Source organism: Aliivibrio sp. 1S175 (genome assembly GCF_001690985.1).
GTDB lineage: Bacteria > Pseudomonadota > Gammaproteobacteria > Enterobacterales > Vibrionaceae > Aliivibrio.
In genome coordinates this window covers 87,095-103,071 of record NZ_MAJS01000090.1, presented here as the reverse complement: position 1 = coordinate 103,071, position 15,977 = coordinate 87,095, and the positions used below count along the sequence as shown (strand labels likewise).

Here is a 15,977-nt window from a genome sequence, read left to right as displayed (position 1 = left end):
AGTAACTTACAAATGTTTGTTCAGATTTTATTTTTTAGGATTAATTGATGTAAATGAGAAAGAATAAACAATTGCACTGTTTTAGTTAAAAATGCACCACAACAGTACATTTATTATTAATTTCTACTATTTATAATGTTGTTTTTTTCTTTCTATATAGGAGTGATTGGTTTTATCTCATTGTTTATATTAATTAAATTTACTTTTATTAATTGTGTTGTCATTAGTTGGCACTCTCCTTGCTGAATGTGTTTATACATTTTACAAAGGATAGGCCGATGAGAAAGCAACGGATTGTAGTGGTAGGAAACGGCATGGTGGGTCACAAATTCATCGAGACGTTACTTGCTTCTGGGCAAGAAAATAACGAAATCATTACCTTCTCTGATGAGTCTCGATTAGCGTATGACCGTGTGCAATTAACGTCATATTTAACAGGCAAAACAGCTGAGGATTTGGCGTTAACAACCGATACGTATTATCAAGAAAATGGCGTTAGTTTTGTTTTAAATGAAAAAGTAACCGTCATTGATGTTGAGAACAAACAGGTGATTACGGAGAGTGGACGAACAGAACCGTATGACACATTGGTACTAGCTACTGGCTCGTTTCCTTTTGTTCCCCCCATCCCTGGAAATAACCAAGAACATTGCCATGTTTATCGAACTCTTGATGATTTAGACGCAATAGAAGCGTCGAGTAAGAAGAGTAAAAAAGGCGTGGTTATTGGTGGTGGTTTATTAGGGTTAGAAGCGGCGAATGCGGTTAAGAATTTAGGGCTAGAAACACACGTTGTCGAGTTTGCACCACGCTTAATGGCGGTGCAGTTAGATGATGGTGGTGGCGCGTTATTACGCCGTAAAATTGAAGGGCTAGGCGTTGCGGTTCACACAGAGAAGGCGACAACAGAAATAGTGACTGGTGAAGAGTCTCGTTATCGTATGAATTTTGCAGATGGATCTCATTTAGAAACCGATATGATTGTGTTTTCTGCCGGTATTCGTCCACAAGATGGGTTAGCCAAAGAGACCAATATTCAATTAGGAGAGCGTGGCGGCATTGTCATTAATAACCAATGTCAAACCTCGGTTGACCGTATTTATGCGATTGGTGAATGTGCATTGTGGCAGCAACAGATTTTTGGGTTAGTGGCACCGGGTTACCAAATGGCAAAAGTCGCAGCTAACCATATTTTAGGAGAAGCAGTAGAATTCGCTGGTGCAGATATGAGCACCAAACTGAAGTTATTAGGCGTTGATGTCGCCAGTATCGGCGATGTTCATGGAAAAACAGAAGGCGCACAGTCGTACACTTATCATGATGAAATTGAGCAAGTGTATAAGCGACTAATCATCTCAAAAGACGGTAAAAAAATTGTTGGTGCTGTATTGGTTGGAGATGCGGATGCCTATGGGACATTACTGCAAATTAAGCAAAACGACATGCCATTACCTGCACAACCTTCGGTCTTAATCTTACCCAATGTGAAAGACGATGAATCTGCGGGAATGGGAGTAGAAGCCTTGCCTGATACTGCTGTCATTTGTTCGTGTTTTGATGTGACGAAAGGCGATATAAAACAAGCGGTTTCTTCTGGCTGCACCAGTATGACAATGCTAAAAGAAAGCACCAATGCATCAACCGGTTGTGGTGGGTGTTCAGCGTTAGCAAAACAAGTATTAGACAGTGAATTGAGCCAACTAGGTGTCGAGGTTAATAACCATTTATGTGAACATTTTTCTTACTCTCGACAAGAAATGGCCGACATTATTCGTATCAATAAAATCAAAACATTTGATGAGATATTAGAGAGTCACGGTTCTGGTTTAGGCTGTATTACCTGTAAGCCTACCATTGGCTCTATTTTAGCCTCATTTTGGAATGATTACGTACTTGAAGATAACCTTGCAGAACTGCAAGACACCAATGATATCTACCTTGGTAACATGCAAAAAGACGGTACGTATTCAGTGGTCCCACGTATTGCTGGGGGGGAAATTACCCCTGACAAATTAATTGTGTTGGGGGAAGTCGCCAAAGAGTTTGGTTTATACACCAAGATCACTGGTGGACAACGCGTGGATTTGTTTGGCGCTCATGTTAGCGAATTACCTATTATTTGGCGAAAATTGATAGATGCAGGCTTTGAAACGGGTCACGCTTATGGGAAATCAGTGCGAACGGTTAAGTCTTGCGTTGGCAGCACATGGTGTCGGTATGGAGTGAATGACAGTGTTGGTTTAGCAATAAAAATAGAGAATCGTTACAAAGGCTTACGATCTCCTCATAAAATAAAATTTGCCGTATCAGGGTGTACTCGTGAATGCGCAGAAGCCCAATCGAAAGACATTGGTATTATTGCTACAGACAGAGGCTGGAACTTATATGTGTGCGGCAACGGTGGAATGCGACCACGTCATGGGGACTTGTTTGTTACCGATTTAGATGAAGCTACCTTAGTGCAATACATCGACCGATTATTAATGTTTTATATTCGTACCGCTGATCGCTTGCAACGTACTTCTGTTTGGCTAGAGAACTTAGAAGGAGGCTTAGAGTATTTACGATCGGTCATTGTGGATGATTCTCTTAATCTTGGCGAAACCCTAGAGGCAGAGATGGAGCACAACATCGCTCAATACCAATGTGAATGGAAAACTACGATTGAAGATCCTGAAAAACTAAAACGATTCCAACATTTTATCAATAGTAAAGAGACGGATGATGGGGTGGAGTTTGTAAAACAGCGCGAGCAGAAGTTCCCTAAAAAAGGGCTGCCTGAATTAGAAGAAGGCTTGAGAAAGCACGAAAAAATGATTGAAACAAACAACGTTTAGTTAGCTAAAATAAGGACGGATTTATGAGTGATTGGATCACGGTATGCAACAAGAATGAATTAACGCCGCAATTGGGGGCATGTGCTAAAGTACTCGACCAACAAGTGGCAGTGTTTTATTGCAAACGAAGTGAACGTTTATATGCGCTATCAAATTATGACCCTATTGGAAAAGCCAATGTAATATCAAGAGGCATGATGGGCTCTCTAGAAGGCGAACCCTATATATCATCACCACTTTACAAGCATCATTTTCATTTAGAAACAGGGGTTTGCATTGAATTACCGGAAGTGACATTAACAACTTACCCTGTGCGTATTTCAGATAACCAAGTACAAATTAAGCTAGTTCATTAAAAGGAATTAATGATGGAAGATAAATTTTCTCTGTTTTCATTTTCAGGCAAGATGAAAACGCTGCATTTAAGCTGGATGGCCTTTTTTATTACTTTTGTGGTGTGGTTTAACTTCGCGCCTTTATTGCAAATGGTAAAAGAAACCTTGGGGTTAAGCACAGAAGAAATCAAAACCTTATTGATTTTAAACGTCGCTTTAACCATTCCAGCTCGTGTCATTATAGGCATGCTGACGGATAAATACGGGCCCAGATTGGTCTATTCAATTTTATTGGCGGTGTGTTCAATTCCTTGTTTCATGTTCGCTTTTGCTGATTCATTTATTGAAGCGGCTATTGCCCGTTTTTTACTTGGCTTTATTGGCGCAGGGTTTGTGATTGGTATTCGTTTGGTATCTGAATGGTTTCCTCATAATGAACTTGGTACTGCTGAAGGGATTTATGGCGGCTGGGGCAACTTTGGTTCGGCAGCGGCGGCATTTAGTTTACCAACCTTAGCGTTATGGTTTGGAGGAGATGAAGGGTGGCGTTACGCGGTAGCAATTACGGGGGTAATGAGTCTGTTATTTTCTTTCATTTTTTATTCTCAAGTGACTGATACACCAAAAGGCGCAACTTACTTTAAACCAACCCACTCAACTGCGATGGAAGTGACTTCTATAGGGGATTTCTATTTTCTTTTGATAATGAAAATACCAATGTACGCGGCGTTAGCATTATTAACATGGAAGTTATCGTCATCGGGAATTGGAATGTTATCTAATACCGTGGTTAATGGGGTGTATTTGTTGTTAGTTGGGATTTATATCTACGAAATAACACAAGTTTGGAAAGTGAATAAAGCCATTTTTAGTAATGATGTTGCACCACATCATCGGTATAAATTTAAACAAGTTGCGGTATTAAATGTGCTTTACTTTGCAACGTTTGGATCTGAATTAGCGGTAATATCTATGTTGCCATTGTTCTTTTCAGACACCTTTGAATTAACCCCTGTAATGGCGGGTATGGTTGCTTCAGCGTATGCCTTCATGAATTTAATGTCTCGTCCTGGTGGCGGTTGGATCTCCGATAAATTTGGCCGTAAACCAACGTTATTGATATTAACCGCAGGGTTAGCCGTCGGTTATTTTCTGATGGGACAAGTCAACAGTGAATGGCCGTTATGGTTAGCCGTTGCTGCCGCAATGGGGTGTTCTTTCTTTGTGCAAGCCGGTGAAGGCGCGGTGTTTGCAACCGTCCCCTTAATTAAACGCCGCATGACAGGACAAATAGCGGGTATGACAGGCGCTTATGGCAATGTAGGTGCTGTGGTTTATCTTACCGTGTTGTCTTTTGTTAGTTACCAAACCTTCTTCTTAGTGATTGCCGCTACCGCCGTTTTAGGTTTTGTGGTGCTGCTTAAAATGGAAGAACCAAACGGAAAAATAACGGAAGTGAATGAAGACGGTAGTATTACGTTAATAGATGTATCTAACTAATTATTATCGTAATTAACAGACAGGGAGGTTTGTTAAATGAAGAAGGTTGTAGACTTACAACATGAGTTAGTTTTACGTGTTGGTGGATACTCAACTCAAGGAAAACGAGAGAACAACCAAGATGCCTTCATTGTTAAGCAAGCCTTATTGTCTGAGCAACAATTTAAAGGTCACGTTGCGTGTATTGCGGATGGTGTGAGTTGCAGTGATAAAGGTCAGCAAGCAAGCCATACCGCCGTCACACAGTTTGTTGATGATTACTTTTCAACCCCAGACAGTTGGGGGGTAAAGCAAGCCGCAACCAGTATATTATCAACCATTAATTCATGGTTGTATCAGCAACAGAAAAACAATGAATTGCTACATAATGGTTGGTTAACCACATTTTCTAGTGTGATCATTAAATCCAATACCGCGCATATTTTTCATGTGGGTGATAGCCGGGTGTATCTTTACCGCAATAAGAAATTGCAACAAATAACCAAAGATCATCAACGACAAGGGATTAAACATCATCAATATTTAACTCGAGCATTGGGGATGGATAGTCATATAGAAGTTGATTATCAATCCATTGCATTAGAGCAAGGCGATAAATTTATTCTGACGACCGATGGCATTCATGATGTATTGAATGAGCATCAATTGAGTGTTGAACTGGTCACAATAGCAGAGAAAAAGAGACCTTTAGAATCTATATCGTCACATTTATGTTCATTAGCGATAGAAAAAGGATCGCTAGATAATTGCAGCAGTCTATTGATTGATGTTGTTAACTTGCCACGTAAATCCCCACAGGAATTAATTCAATTATTGAATCAATGTCATATTCCTCCTGTATTAAAAGTAGGTCAAAAAATTGATGAGTATCGAGTTCAACAGATCTTGTATTCAGGTGTCCGTAGTCACGTATATCAAGTGATTGATGAAGAAACGTCTAAACGTTATGTGTTGAAAGTTCCGTCACAACAATTTGCAGAAGATCGTGATTATTTGAGTTCTTTTATTCAAGAGCAATGGATAGGAGAAAAGGTAAAAAGCAACCGTATTATGCGTATTTACCCACGCTTGCTTACTTCTTCTTTTATTTATCATGTGTGTGATTACCTTGAAGGAATAACGGTACGGCAATGGATGTTTGATAACCCTGTTCCAAGGCTTGATGAAGTACGAGCAATTATTAATGGTGTAATGAAAGCGGTGAGGGTATTACAGCGTTTACATATTGTACATCGAGATCTAAAACCCGAAAACATCATGATCATGCCAGACGGTCATATCGTGTTGATTGATTTTGGTGCGGCAACGGCTGATGGATTTGAAGAAGCATTATCAACCATTGAACTCCAATGCCCATTAGGTGAGGTGAATTACAGTGCGCCTGAATACATTAATGGCGATAAAGCGACACACCAATCAGATATATTCTCTATTGGTGTGCTTTGTTATGAGTTACTAAGTGACAACAGAACGACAGGCAGAGGAGCGGATAAAACGTTACCTTACAAGCACATTACTCAACAATCGCTACACGCTAAAAGACATCAAGTATGGACGTACCATTCATTGTTATTCCAGCGAGATGAAATACCCGTTTGGGTAGATGAAGCCATTAAAAAAGCGTGTCATGCTTTACCATCCCAACGGTATCTGCACATGAGTGAATTTATGGCCGATTTAAATACGCCAAATGCTCAGTTATTACGTAATAAGCAAGACCAACCACTAATGGAAAGAGATCCCATTCTATTTTGGAAAGGTGTGTCGATTGTTTTAGGTATTATGGTACTGATTGAATTTGGGTTATTAATATAGACTCATCGTTATTATCAATTTGATTCTCAAAATAGAATTATAGTGTCTTTCATTTTGATAGTGACAAATGAAATCCTTTAATAAACAATGCGTTAAATTTTAGGCATGCTCTGTGCTTCTTCTCTTATACAAACTAAGTATGATGAAGGAACATTATGATGCAGAACTATTTTATACCTTATGTGACAGCCTTAATTGTTGTATTAGGTTTCAGTGTTCAATCACAGGCGGCTGTTCCATTTGCTTCTTGTCCAAGCCAAGCCTTTATGGTGCAGAACCCATCAGGAACTCCGATTGCTTATGGTATAAGCCTTGATGTAGGTAGCTATAATACGTTGTCTTGGGAGATCGGTGACGGAAAAATCAATGGTGTTGGTTACAGTGTTCATGATGATTATATCTATGGATGGGATTATGGCGCACAAACACTGACTCGAATTGGGTCTGACTTTATATCAACACCCTTATCTGTTGCGAATTTAGAACTTGGTCCAACGTCATTTTATGTAGGTGATGTATCAACCGTTGAGAATGCATGGTATGGCTACCGAGTGAATAAAGGGTTCTTTCGAATTGATTTAGTCACACTTGTAATGACGAAAATTGCGAGTTCAGCCACCGTTGGTAATCTTAGAATTTTAGACATGGCTTTTCATCCTGATGACGGTCTTCTTTACAGTGTCGATAATAACGGTTATTTGTATAAAATCGCTCCCGATACTGGCATTAGCACTCAGTTAAACCAAGTCATTTCTAGCAGTAACGTTGGTCATAGTTTGGCGTTTGGGGCGCAATATTTTGATGTGGATGGCAACCTATACCTTAGTAATAACGGTAATGGCTATATTTACAGGGTAAGTATTGATGAACTCAACTCTAGCTCTGATTTTTTCGCTTATGGACCATCAAGTAATTCAAATGATGGCGCCCGTTGTGCGTTTGCTCCTGTTGGACAAAATGAGAACAGTGATTTTGGTGATGCTCCAGATACTTACGGCACACTGTATGATTCGTTTGGCGCTCGTCATGGCATAACAGGCTTAACATTAGGTGCAATTGTTGATGGAGAAAGTGAGGGCTATGCGTACCCACTGTCAGATGACGTTTCGGATTCAAGTAATGATGATGATGGTATCTCTTTCCCTGTGCCTCTAGAAATCAAAGAAACCAGTTTTATCTATGCCGACGTTAATGGTGCAGATGGAGAAGGTGTAATCAGTGCGTGGATTGATTGGGACCAAAATGGTGAGTTTAATGATGATGAAATTATTCTTGATAGCGTATGGGTTGATGATGGCCAAAACCAATTGTACTTTGAAGTACCAAGTTGGGCGCTTGCAGGCGAAACATGGGCACGTTTTCGTTTAAGCCATACTTATGATGTTGGCCCTAATGGGGGGGTAAGCGCTGGGGAAGTTGAAGATTATCAAGTCATTGTTACTGACCAAGGCGTTTCTGTTGAGCTTTATCCTGCGGGATCAGGATACACCACTTTTGCATATGAAGATCAGTACCCTAAAGTGGGTGATTACGATATGAATGATGTACTTATGAACGTAAAATACACGGAGTTTAGCCACAGTAACCAAGTTATTCAGCTTAAAATTGAAGGTAAAATAGCCGCAATCGGTGGGACTTATCATTCAGGATTCGCGATTCGTTTACCGGGGATAAGCCCAGATAAAATCAAATCAAGTTCAGCAAAGCTGTTCATTAATGGTGAATTAAAAAATACGGAAGTGCTTGAAAGTGGAACAATAGATGCCGTGCTTATTGTGCATGAAGATCTTTGGTCATTTACTGAATCAGGCGAAGAAGATGGATGTGATATGTACCGAACTCAGTCTGGCTGTGGTACGCAACACCGTCCAACATGGTCATTAATCGTTCCATTTGAAGCGCCTATTCCACAATCTCAAATGCCAGAATTACCTTATGACCCATTTATCTTTGCTACTCCTGGTTATTACTATGGTGGTACGAGTTTTCAAATAGGGGGAGGAAATCCGGGGAGAAGCGTCGAGGTTCACCTTAAAAATAACAAACCGACGTCAAAATTTAACTATGGTTACGTTGGGCACAGTGATGATGCAACCAACGTTGCTAATGACACCTACTTTCATACCAGTAATGGTCTTCCGTGGGCAATTGAAATACCAATGGATTGGAAGCACCCAAGTGAGTCTGTCAGTATTTTAGACGCTTATCCCCAATTTGCTGATTTCGCTCAAGATGAAACAGGGCAAACTGCACCAGATTGGTATATCACTCCAAATACGGGCAAAACTTATATAGATTAAGGAGATAGGCTATGAATAATATAGGAAATATAATGAACCGTTTGGTTTTGATACTTGTCCTTGGTCTGCTTACTGCGTGTAATAGCGACAGTGGCGGTTCAGATAGTGGTGGTGGATCAAATTCATCTGGGTCTTCACCTTCTTCCATGTCGGTATTGGATTTAGAGATAAGTACTGAGAACCGTTTGACTTCTGTTTACACTGTGGATATTGATGTCGATATATCTGAAATCTCAACGAAGGATGCGTTTATCTCGGTATGTGATAACAGCACAGCGAAAGGCGATTTATCTAAAGTAGACTTTGATATGTGCTTACTTAAAGGAAAATTAGAACAAGGTGTTGGATCGTTTGATCTTCGTGTTGCGAACCATTGTGAAGAGTTAGTTACTATTATTTGGATAATGGAGCAAGACCGTGATCCTCTTATTTATACCTTATCTCACAACAACGAAAAAGAGAGCTCGTGGGTAATTAATTAACAAGACCTATAAAGTAATCAGATAAAAAGCAGCCCTTAATGTTAAGGGCTGTTTTTCGTTATTAGCTAGCGCATACACTCATTAAATCATCGATAAAGTAATTCAGTGCTCGTTCTTCGATGGCTTTGATTTTTGTTTGCTGATCGTCGTTCAGCATGTGATACATACTTGCTGCACCAAAATCACCAAAGATAATATTTGCGTCAGCATCAAACAGCGTATTGTGCGCATATAAGTCGCCATGGCACACTTGATTATCATGCAGGTGATTAAACACATTACGCATTTCATTGGTCATTTTATTGATGTGTTCAAGTGATAAGGTAAACCCTTCAGGAAAAGTATCACGCGTGCAGCTTTCTAAACTTGGTGGTAACCCTAAGTTTTTGTAATGCGCTGGGATCAAATTCATGATTAATGCTAAGTAATTATCTTCACTTACTTGCGCTAATGATTGCACCACGCTTGGGTGATTACCGACTTTCAAACACGCTTGCAATTCATCCTCAGGATAACCGTCACTTGTGACTTCGCCCTTAAATACTTTTACTGCAATATCTTTAGGGAAATCAGTAGTTTCGTTATTCCAATGTGCTTTAGAAATTACACCAGAAGCGCCTTGGCCCAATACCTTTTCTAAGGTGTAGCTTGAAGAGGCAATACTAGGTACTGATTTTACTTTTAAATCAGATTTACAGAATGGATTACCCGCAAACGCAAACCACGCCAATTTTGGTAAATCAAACAGTTGCTCTGGGCATTCGACTAATTGGTTTGCTGAAATACGCAATAACTCAAGATTGTGTAGCTGAGATAAATTACTAGGTAGCGTTGTTAGGTTATTCCCCGCTAATGCGAGCTTTTGCATTAAATGACACTCACCTAAAGTATTTGGTAAGGCGTCAACTTGGTTATCCGTCAATATTAACCAGCGCAATTTAGGCGGAAATACGTTTTCAGCAACGTGCTTAATGTTACATGATTTAAAACCAATCATTTCTAAGTTTGGCAGTGTTGCTAATACATCAGGAAAAACAGTAAATGGGTTATTAGAAGCAAAGAAGATTTTTAGTTTAGTTAACTGGGTGATTTCTTCTGGTAGCGTGGTTAATTGATTATTCGATAAATCTAAGATCTCTAAAGAATCAGCCAAAGATAAAATTTCTAATGGAAATTCGGTTAGGTTGTCACTTAATTGAAGTCGAGTAATACCTTGTAATTCACCAGAGGTTAACTGAGCTAATGTATGCAAACTTATCTTCCTAATATTGAAATGTTAACGGAAATTAGCCGTGGATTGTACGGTTTTTAGAGTCAGAAATCTATTATATCAATTTTGGTATAAATGATATAACGAGATGGCATTAGTCGTATATTTAATATTAACGTATTGTTGTTTTATTGAGCATCAAATGATGCATATGAATGAAATAGAAGTAAAGGGATCTTACTTCGCAGTATTAGGAGAAGACCCAAATGACGACAATAGTAAAAAAATCAATTTTAGCCGTGGCGCTCACCGGCGTATTTTCAAGCGTTGTTATTGCAGAAGAGAAAGAAGTGCAGGATATGTCTGATCCTTTAGCTGTTTATACTCAAGCAGGTGCGGGTTATACCGATAAAGGATTGAACTTAAAAGTAGGTCAAACATACGATACTGGTAGCGAAACCAGTATGGGCATGAATATCATCGAAATTAAAGGCATCGGTGGTGAAGCGGTTGGATGGAATGGGGATGCTCGTAAAAATAACGATGACAGCATAGATTCCCTTCGCTACCGTAATTTTACTGTCGATTTAACCAATGGGCGCGGCGCTCAGGTTGATGTCGATTGGAACTTTGATACCAATCAAGGCTCAGCTTCTTACAGTTTTATACAGGCACTTCCAAAAATGGGACCTGTTAGTTTATACCCTTTAGCGGGATTAGGTTTGGCAGCTGGTGAAGCATACGATCCTCAAGATGAAGGGGCTGCACAAGCACAAGATCGTTATGACTTGCATGGATCTTTTTATGTTGCCGGCCTTTACAGTAAAATTGAAATTACCGATAAGATCTGGATTAACTATAATCCAATGTATTTAGGAACTATTTCTGGTTCTGAAGAATATAAAGATAATGCTTATGGTATTGATAATGATGCAATTTTAACTCATGAAGCTGCAATTAGTTATCAAATAACCAAGCGTTCAAATGTTCGTTATTTTGCTAATTGGACAGAAGATACACACTATTCAGATGGCGATCACCGTATTGAATTTAACTATCAATTTTAATAATGGCATGATTAAGCATTGTCGTTGCTAACGTGTGTTAATAAACCAATTCATTGTTAAATGGGTTGGTTTTTCTGTTTCTATTAATATTCTTTTATTGAGCGTTTAATGAACTACCTATCTAAATTAGATTATGCTTTATTTTCATTTTTACTTCTGTTTTTTGTCATGACATTACCATCAGTTTCTGCAGAGGAAAAACACCAAGACGATCCAACAAAAATAGTGACCAAATTGGGTCTTGGTTACAACGATGATCTTACTATTTCTGGCTCTATTGGGTTAGACCCTGTGCGAATGGTGAACGTCAGAACAAATGCTGATGGGGATGATTGGCGTATTGGTGGTTCATGGTTATTACCGATAGGTATTGTTAATGTCAATTTCAGTCGCACCGAATATGATAACGATGCCTATAAAAATAATTACAGCATTGGTACATTTATTCCATTGTCTTATTTTGGTATTGAACCAATGGGATGGCAGATTTTTCCTATGGCGGGCTACGCTTACAATGATGGTGAATTTGCCGTTGAACAACAGAGCGAAATGCAATCGGGTGATTACGTTTTGATGTCTAATTCAAGCCACAGTGGTTATTTAGGAGCGTTTGCGTTAAAACCACTAACAGCCACGTGGAGTGTACTTGCTTTTGGTGGAGGGGCGTTAGGCTCTGATGATTACAGTAGTTATTGGGGCGGTGGTGGTTTGAGCTATAAGATAAATGAAAACCAATCGTTTAATTTTTATGGAGTCGTCAGCGAAGATGACTTTGGTAGTAATGAAAAGGTCGGCGTCTCTTACACTTACGAGTTTGAGTAATCATTTGAATATGTTGATAGATTATAATAAACAATTTACGGATTATGTGAATGTGCATAATCATCAACGTATTTTTATTATCTCATTGATAATTACACTCATTTCTGTATTTTTAGGATTAACCTTAGATTTGTGGATCTCACGAAGCGCAATTATTGATACTGAACATGAAGTGCGTGTGTTATATCATACATTATTAATGCAGATACCAATTATATGCTTATGTGTTGGTTTGATCTTTCGGTTTTTTTTACCAAGTAAAACTTTGAATATATTAGGTATTTTTTCACTAAACGCCACTCTTGCAGCGATACATACCGTCATATTAACCGAGGCATTAACCTTTTCTCCTATTAGTGTTATAGCCATTACATTAATGGCAAAAATATTTATTCTTAAAACGATATCGTTGATTTTTCTTTTTGGTAGTTATGTTCTTTTTGGGTTTTTAACCATTGTAGAGTTTCATGATATAGAAGCCTTAGGCATTCCGTTTTATTTTTTCTTAATGATGTTATTTCTTTGGTTACTTTATCTGGGGTTAGATCACTATAAAAAAGAGCAAAATCAGTTTGTACATGAAAGAAGACAAGCTCGCCAATTAAGCAAAATCACTCTGCAAAGTATGTTGATTAGATCTCATAATATGGTGCTAGAGCGCAGGTCGAATGTGGATGAATTAACCACATTATATAACCGACGTTTCTTTGAAAAATCCTATAATGATGAACTTAACGGCATGAATCGAAGTTGCCGTTCATTGGCGGTGCTATTGATTGATATAGACCATTTCAAAGCCGTAAATGATAGTTTTGGTCATGAACGAGGTGATCAATGTATTTGTCAAATAGCGACAGCTCTTAATCAATGTGTAACACGAAAAGACGATGTAGTTGCTCGTTATGGTGGCGAAGAGTTTATTGTTTTATTGCCTAATACAGACATTGCTGGAGCCTTGAGTCTTGCTAATTATATTAATCAATATATTCGTAGATTAAATCTACAGCACCCATTTATGGATCGTGTCACTGTCAGTATTGGTGGTGCCGTTGCCTCTAATAAAATTACGGATAAAAAAGCATTTATCAAAAAGGCTGACGAGAATTTGTACAGGGTAAAGCATAATGGGCGAGATGGCGCTTGTATTTTGCGTTACTCATGATTAATTATCTGTTGGATTAATGTCGTAATTTGGCCTTGTAGCCAGTGAAAGTAAGGGTCATTACGGTATTTATAATTACTATATAAAAGAATGTTTCTTGGCTCTATTTTTGGTAGTCGGTCATGGTATATAGCGGTTAAATTTTGATGAGGTTCTATATATAATTCAAAAACAGGGAAGATAGAATCTGTCTCTATTCTTATGGTTCTTTAGGTCACTGGCTAATCGTCATTGCTTATACAGAATATAACAAATTTGTCATATAGCTCTCAGTCGTCGCTATTTCATTATTCCTCTTATAAATGCGACTAGAATTGTCACAATATTTATGACACAGTCGAGGGCTTGCTCATTGGAGAATTAAGATGAAAGTTGAAGATTTAACCTTATTTACTGTGGTCGTTAAGCTTGGCAGTTTTACTGCGGCGGCTAATGCTTTGGATCTACCAAGAGGGAACGTAAGCCGTAGAATAAGTGAGTTAGAACAGCATTTAGGTGTGGCATTATTTTTTCGTACTACTCGACAATTATCTCTGACTCAACATGGTGAAGCTTACCATCAAAAATTATTGAAAGCCTTGGAAGCATTGGAACAAGCTAACGATGCGGCTCAGCAAGTGTCCGACTCACCTAAAGGAAAGATAAAATTTGGTTTACTCCCGCAAAGTGACGGTCCATTGCAAGACATTATTTTTTCATTTCAAGATAAGTACCCAGACATTGAGTTAGACATTCGCATTATTAATAATGGCTTTTTAGAGATGTACCCTCAAGGTTTAGATCTGGCAATGCATGGAGGGGAATTGCATAACAGTAATATTATTGCGAGGAAAGTTTTTGGACTTAAACGCGTGTTAGTTGCGAGTCCTGAGTTCCTCGCATTGAATCAAAATATCAATAAGATACAAGATATTGAACGGTGCGACTGCATTTGTTATCGCTGGCCAAGTGGCGAAATAGAAAACCAATGGCATTTGAATGATGAATACCTACAGATAAAAACCAAACTCACCAGCAATAGTATTGATTTTGTGAAAAATTCCATTATTCATGGCCGTGGAGTCGGTTTTTTACCACAAATGTTGATTGGTGATGAAATTCGTAATGGACAGCTCATTCATATCCTACCAGAATATTGTTCTGCAAAAGAAGATATTTGGTTGCTTTCACCTGAAAATAAAGGGATATCCCGAGTAACGCGATTATTAATAGATCACCTATTAATTGAAATACCTAAGTTGGCATTATTGTCCTGAATTTTGAGACAGTGTTTGTCACGTTTGCTAGCTTATCTCGGCCCTTTATCTCTATACACTGGCTCTAACGTAAAATCTTAGGAGTCAGTGATGAAAAAAACACATTTAATAAGTGTATTAGCGTTATCTAGTGTAGCGTTAGTCGGCTGTAATCAAACTCAGCCTTTGGTTATAAAGAAAACACCACGCCCAATTGAAGTTGTCGAGTTAAGTTCACAGCAAACTCATAGCATTAAACAGTTTTCTGGTACGTTACAAGCCAGTGAGACTGCGGAGTTGTCATTCCGTGTTCCCGGCACTATTCATCAAATCTTAGTACAAGAAGGCCAACGTATTTCTAAAGGGGATGTGATTGCACGGTTAGACCCACACGATTACAAAATATCAGTATTAGAAATAGAAGCGCGACTAAGTGAAGCCAAAGCCGCACACCAATTAGCGAAATCAGAATACCTTCGAGTAAAACAAGCCACTCAAGATGATGCGATAGCAAAAGTGAACCTTGATCGCGCATTAAGCGGCTACAAACGCAGTGCTGCAATGGTAAAAGTGGTGAAACAAAACCTAATCAGAGCAAACGATGCGTTAGGTTATACCGAATTAAAAGCCCCATTTGATGGCGTGATCTCGAATCAAAAATTTGAACAGTTTGAGCAAGCGATTCCAGGGATCAGCGTATTTACCTTACACCAACCAAACCAGTTAGAAGCGGTGATTGATGTACCTGAAAACCTCGCGCATTTATTCCAAGAAAATCAAAGTGCCAATATCAGTTGGTATCAAGAAAAACAGATTTACAGTGCCTCATTAAAAGAGGTTGGAACGCAACCTCATCCTATTAAGCAAACCTACCGAGTCACTTTTCAATTAGATGGATTTGATGTGTCAGAAAAGCCGGCCTATTTACTTCCGGGTAAAGCCGTAAAAGTATCAGTTCCTTTTGCCTATGCAAATAATGCGTACTGTTTACCTTATTCTGCACTTATCGGACAAAAAGACGAACAAAAAGTCTTATTGGCGAATGACCATGAAATTGAAAGCAGACACGTAGAACTGGCTTCATTAGATGCAAACCAAGCGTGTATTAATACGGGACTAATGGTTGGCGATAAAGTAGTGGTTACGGGTGCTGATTATCTAAAAGACGGTGACCCTGTTGGTCAACTGCGCTTTGTTACTCAATAGGAGGTT

12 protein-coding genes are annotated in these 15,977 nt (G+C 38.8%); 11 read left to right on the top strand and 1 reads right to left on the bottom strand.

Going from position 1 to position 15,977, the window contains the following annotated elements:
* Positions 1 to 278 precede the first annotated feature (278 nt).
* From nirB to A6E06_RS18870, 6 genes are all read left to right on the top strand, one after another.
* Positions 279 to 2,837 (top strand): nitrite reductase large subunit NirB, encoded by a 2,559-nt coding sequence (gene nirB / locus A6E06_RS18895; protein WP_065592767.1) that lies wholly within the window; start codon positions 279 to 281, stop codon positions 2,835 to 2,837.
* A 23-nt stretch (positions 2,838 to 2,860) separates the two neighbouring features.
* Entirely contained in the window at positions 2,861 to 3,193 is a 333-nt protein-coding gene (gene nirD, locus A6E06_RS18890; protein ID WP_065592768.1) for a nitrite reductase small subunit NirD, read from the top strand.
* Between the two features lie 9 nt (positions 3,194 to 3,202).
* Positions 3,203 to 4,672 carry a NarK family nitrate/nitrite MFS transporter gene (locus A6E06_RS18885; RefSeq protein ID WP_065592769.1) on the top strand — a complete coding sequence of 490 codons (1,470 nt, stop codon included), beginning with the start codon at positions 3,203 to 3,205 and terminating at the stop codon, positions 4,670 to 4,672.
* Positions 4,673 to 4,708: 36 nt separating this feature from the next.
* Positions 4,709 to 6,487 (top strand): bifunctional protein-serine/threonine kinase/phosphatase, encoded by a 1,779-nt coding sequence (locus A6E06_RS18880; protein ID WP_065592770.1) that lies wholly within the window; start codon positions 4,709 to 4,711, stop codon positions 6,485 to 6,487.
* Between the two features lie 155 nt (positions 6,488 to 6,642).
* On the top strand, positions 6,643 to 8,787 hold the full coding sequence (locus A6E06_RS18875; RefSeq protein WP_083190376.1) for an LruC domain-containing protein: 2,145 nt from the start codon (positions 6,643 to 6,645) through the stop codon (positions 8,785 to 8,787).
* 32 nt (positions 8,788 to 8,819) lie between these two features.
* Entirely contained in the window at positions 8,820 to 9,269 is a 450-nt protein-coding gene (locus A6E06_RS18870) for a hypothetical protein (protein WP_369688549.1), read from the top strand.
* Between the two features lie 61 nt (positions 9,270 to 9,330).
* Here the strand turns inward: A6E06_RS18870 and A6E06_RS18865 are convergent, their stop codons facing one another.
* Positions 9,331 to 10,521: a leucine-rich repeat-containing protein kinase family protein gene (locus A6E06_RS18865; protein ID WP_065592772.1), complete on the bottom strand. Its 1,191-nt coding sequence runs from the start codon at positions 10,519 to 10,521 to the stop codon at positions 9,331 to 9,333.
* Between the two features lie 224 nt (positions 10,522 to 10,745).
* Between A6E06_RS18865 and A6E06_RS18860 the strand changes: the two genes are divergently transcribed.
* The 5 genes from A6E06_RS18860 (at position 10,746) to A6E06_RS18840 (ending at position 15,971) form a co-directional block, all read left to right on the top strand.
* Positions 10,746 to 11,546 carry a hypothetical protein gene (locus A6E06_RS18860; protein ID WP_065592773.1) on the top strand — a complete coding sequence of 267 codons (801 nt, stop codon included), beginning with the start codon at positions 10,746 to 10,748 and terminating at the stop codon, positions 11,544 to 11,546.
* A gap of 168 nt (positions 11,547 to 11,714) precedes the next feature.
* Complete coding sequence (locus tag A6E06_RS18855; RefSeq protein ID WP_065592837.1) at positions 11,715 to 12,368, top strand: hypothetical protein; 654 nt, start codon at positions 11,715 to 11,717, stop codon at positions 12,366 to 12,368.
* Between the two features lie 52 nt (positions 12,369 to 12,420).
* Positions 12,421 to 13,530, top strand: a complete 1,110-nt coding sequence (locus A6E06_RS18850) for a GGDEF domain-containing protein (protein WP_176713308.1) — start codon at positions 12,421 to 12,423, stop codon at positions 13,528 to 13,530.
* Positions 13,531 to 13,895: 365 nt separating this feature from the next.
* Entirely contained in the window at positions 13,896 to 14,786 is an 891-nt protein-coding gene (locus A6E06_RS18845) for a LysR family transcriptional regulator (protein WP_065592775.1), read from the top strand.
* 90 nt (positions 14,787 to 14,876) lie between these two features.
* Positions 14,877 to 15,971 carry an efflux RND transporter periplasmic adaptor subunit gene (locus A6E06_RS18840; RefSeq protein ID WP_065592776.1) on the top strand — a complete coding sequence of 365 codons (1,095 nt, stop codon included), beginning with the start codon at positions 14,877 to 14,879 and terminating at the stop codon, positions 15,969 to 15,971.
* The last annotated feature ends 6 nt before the right edge of the window (positions 15,972 to 15,977 follow it).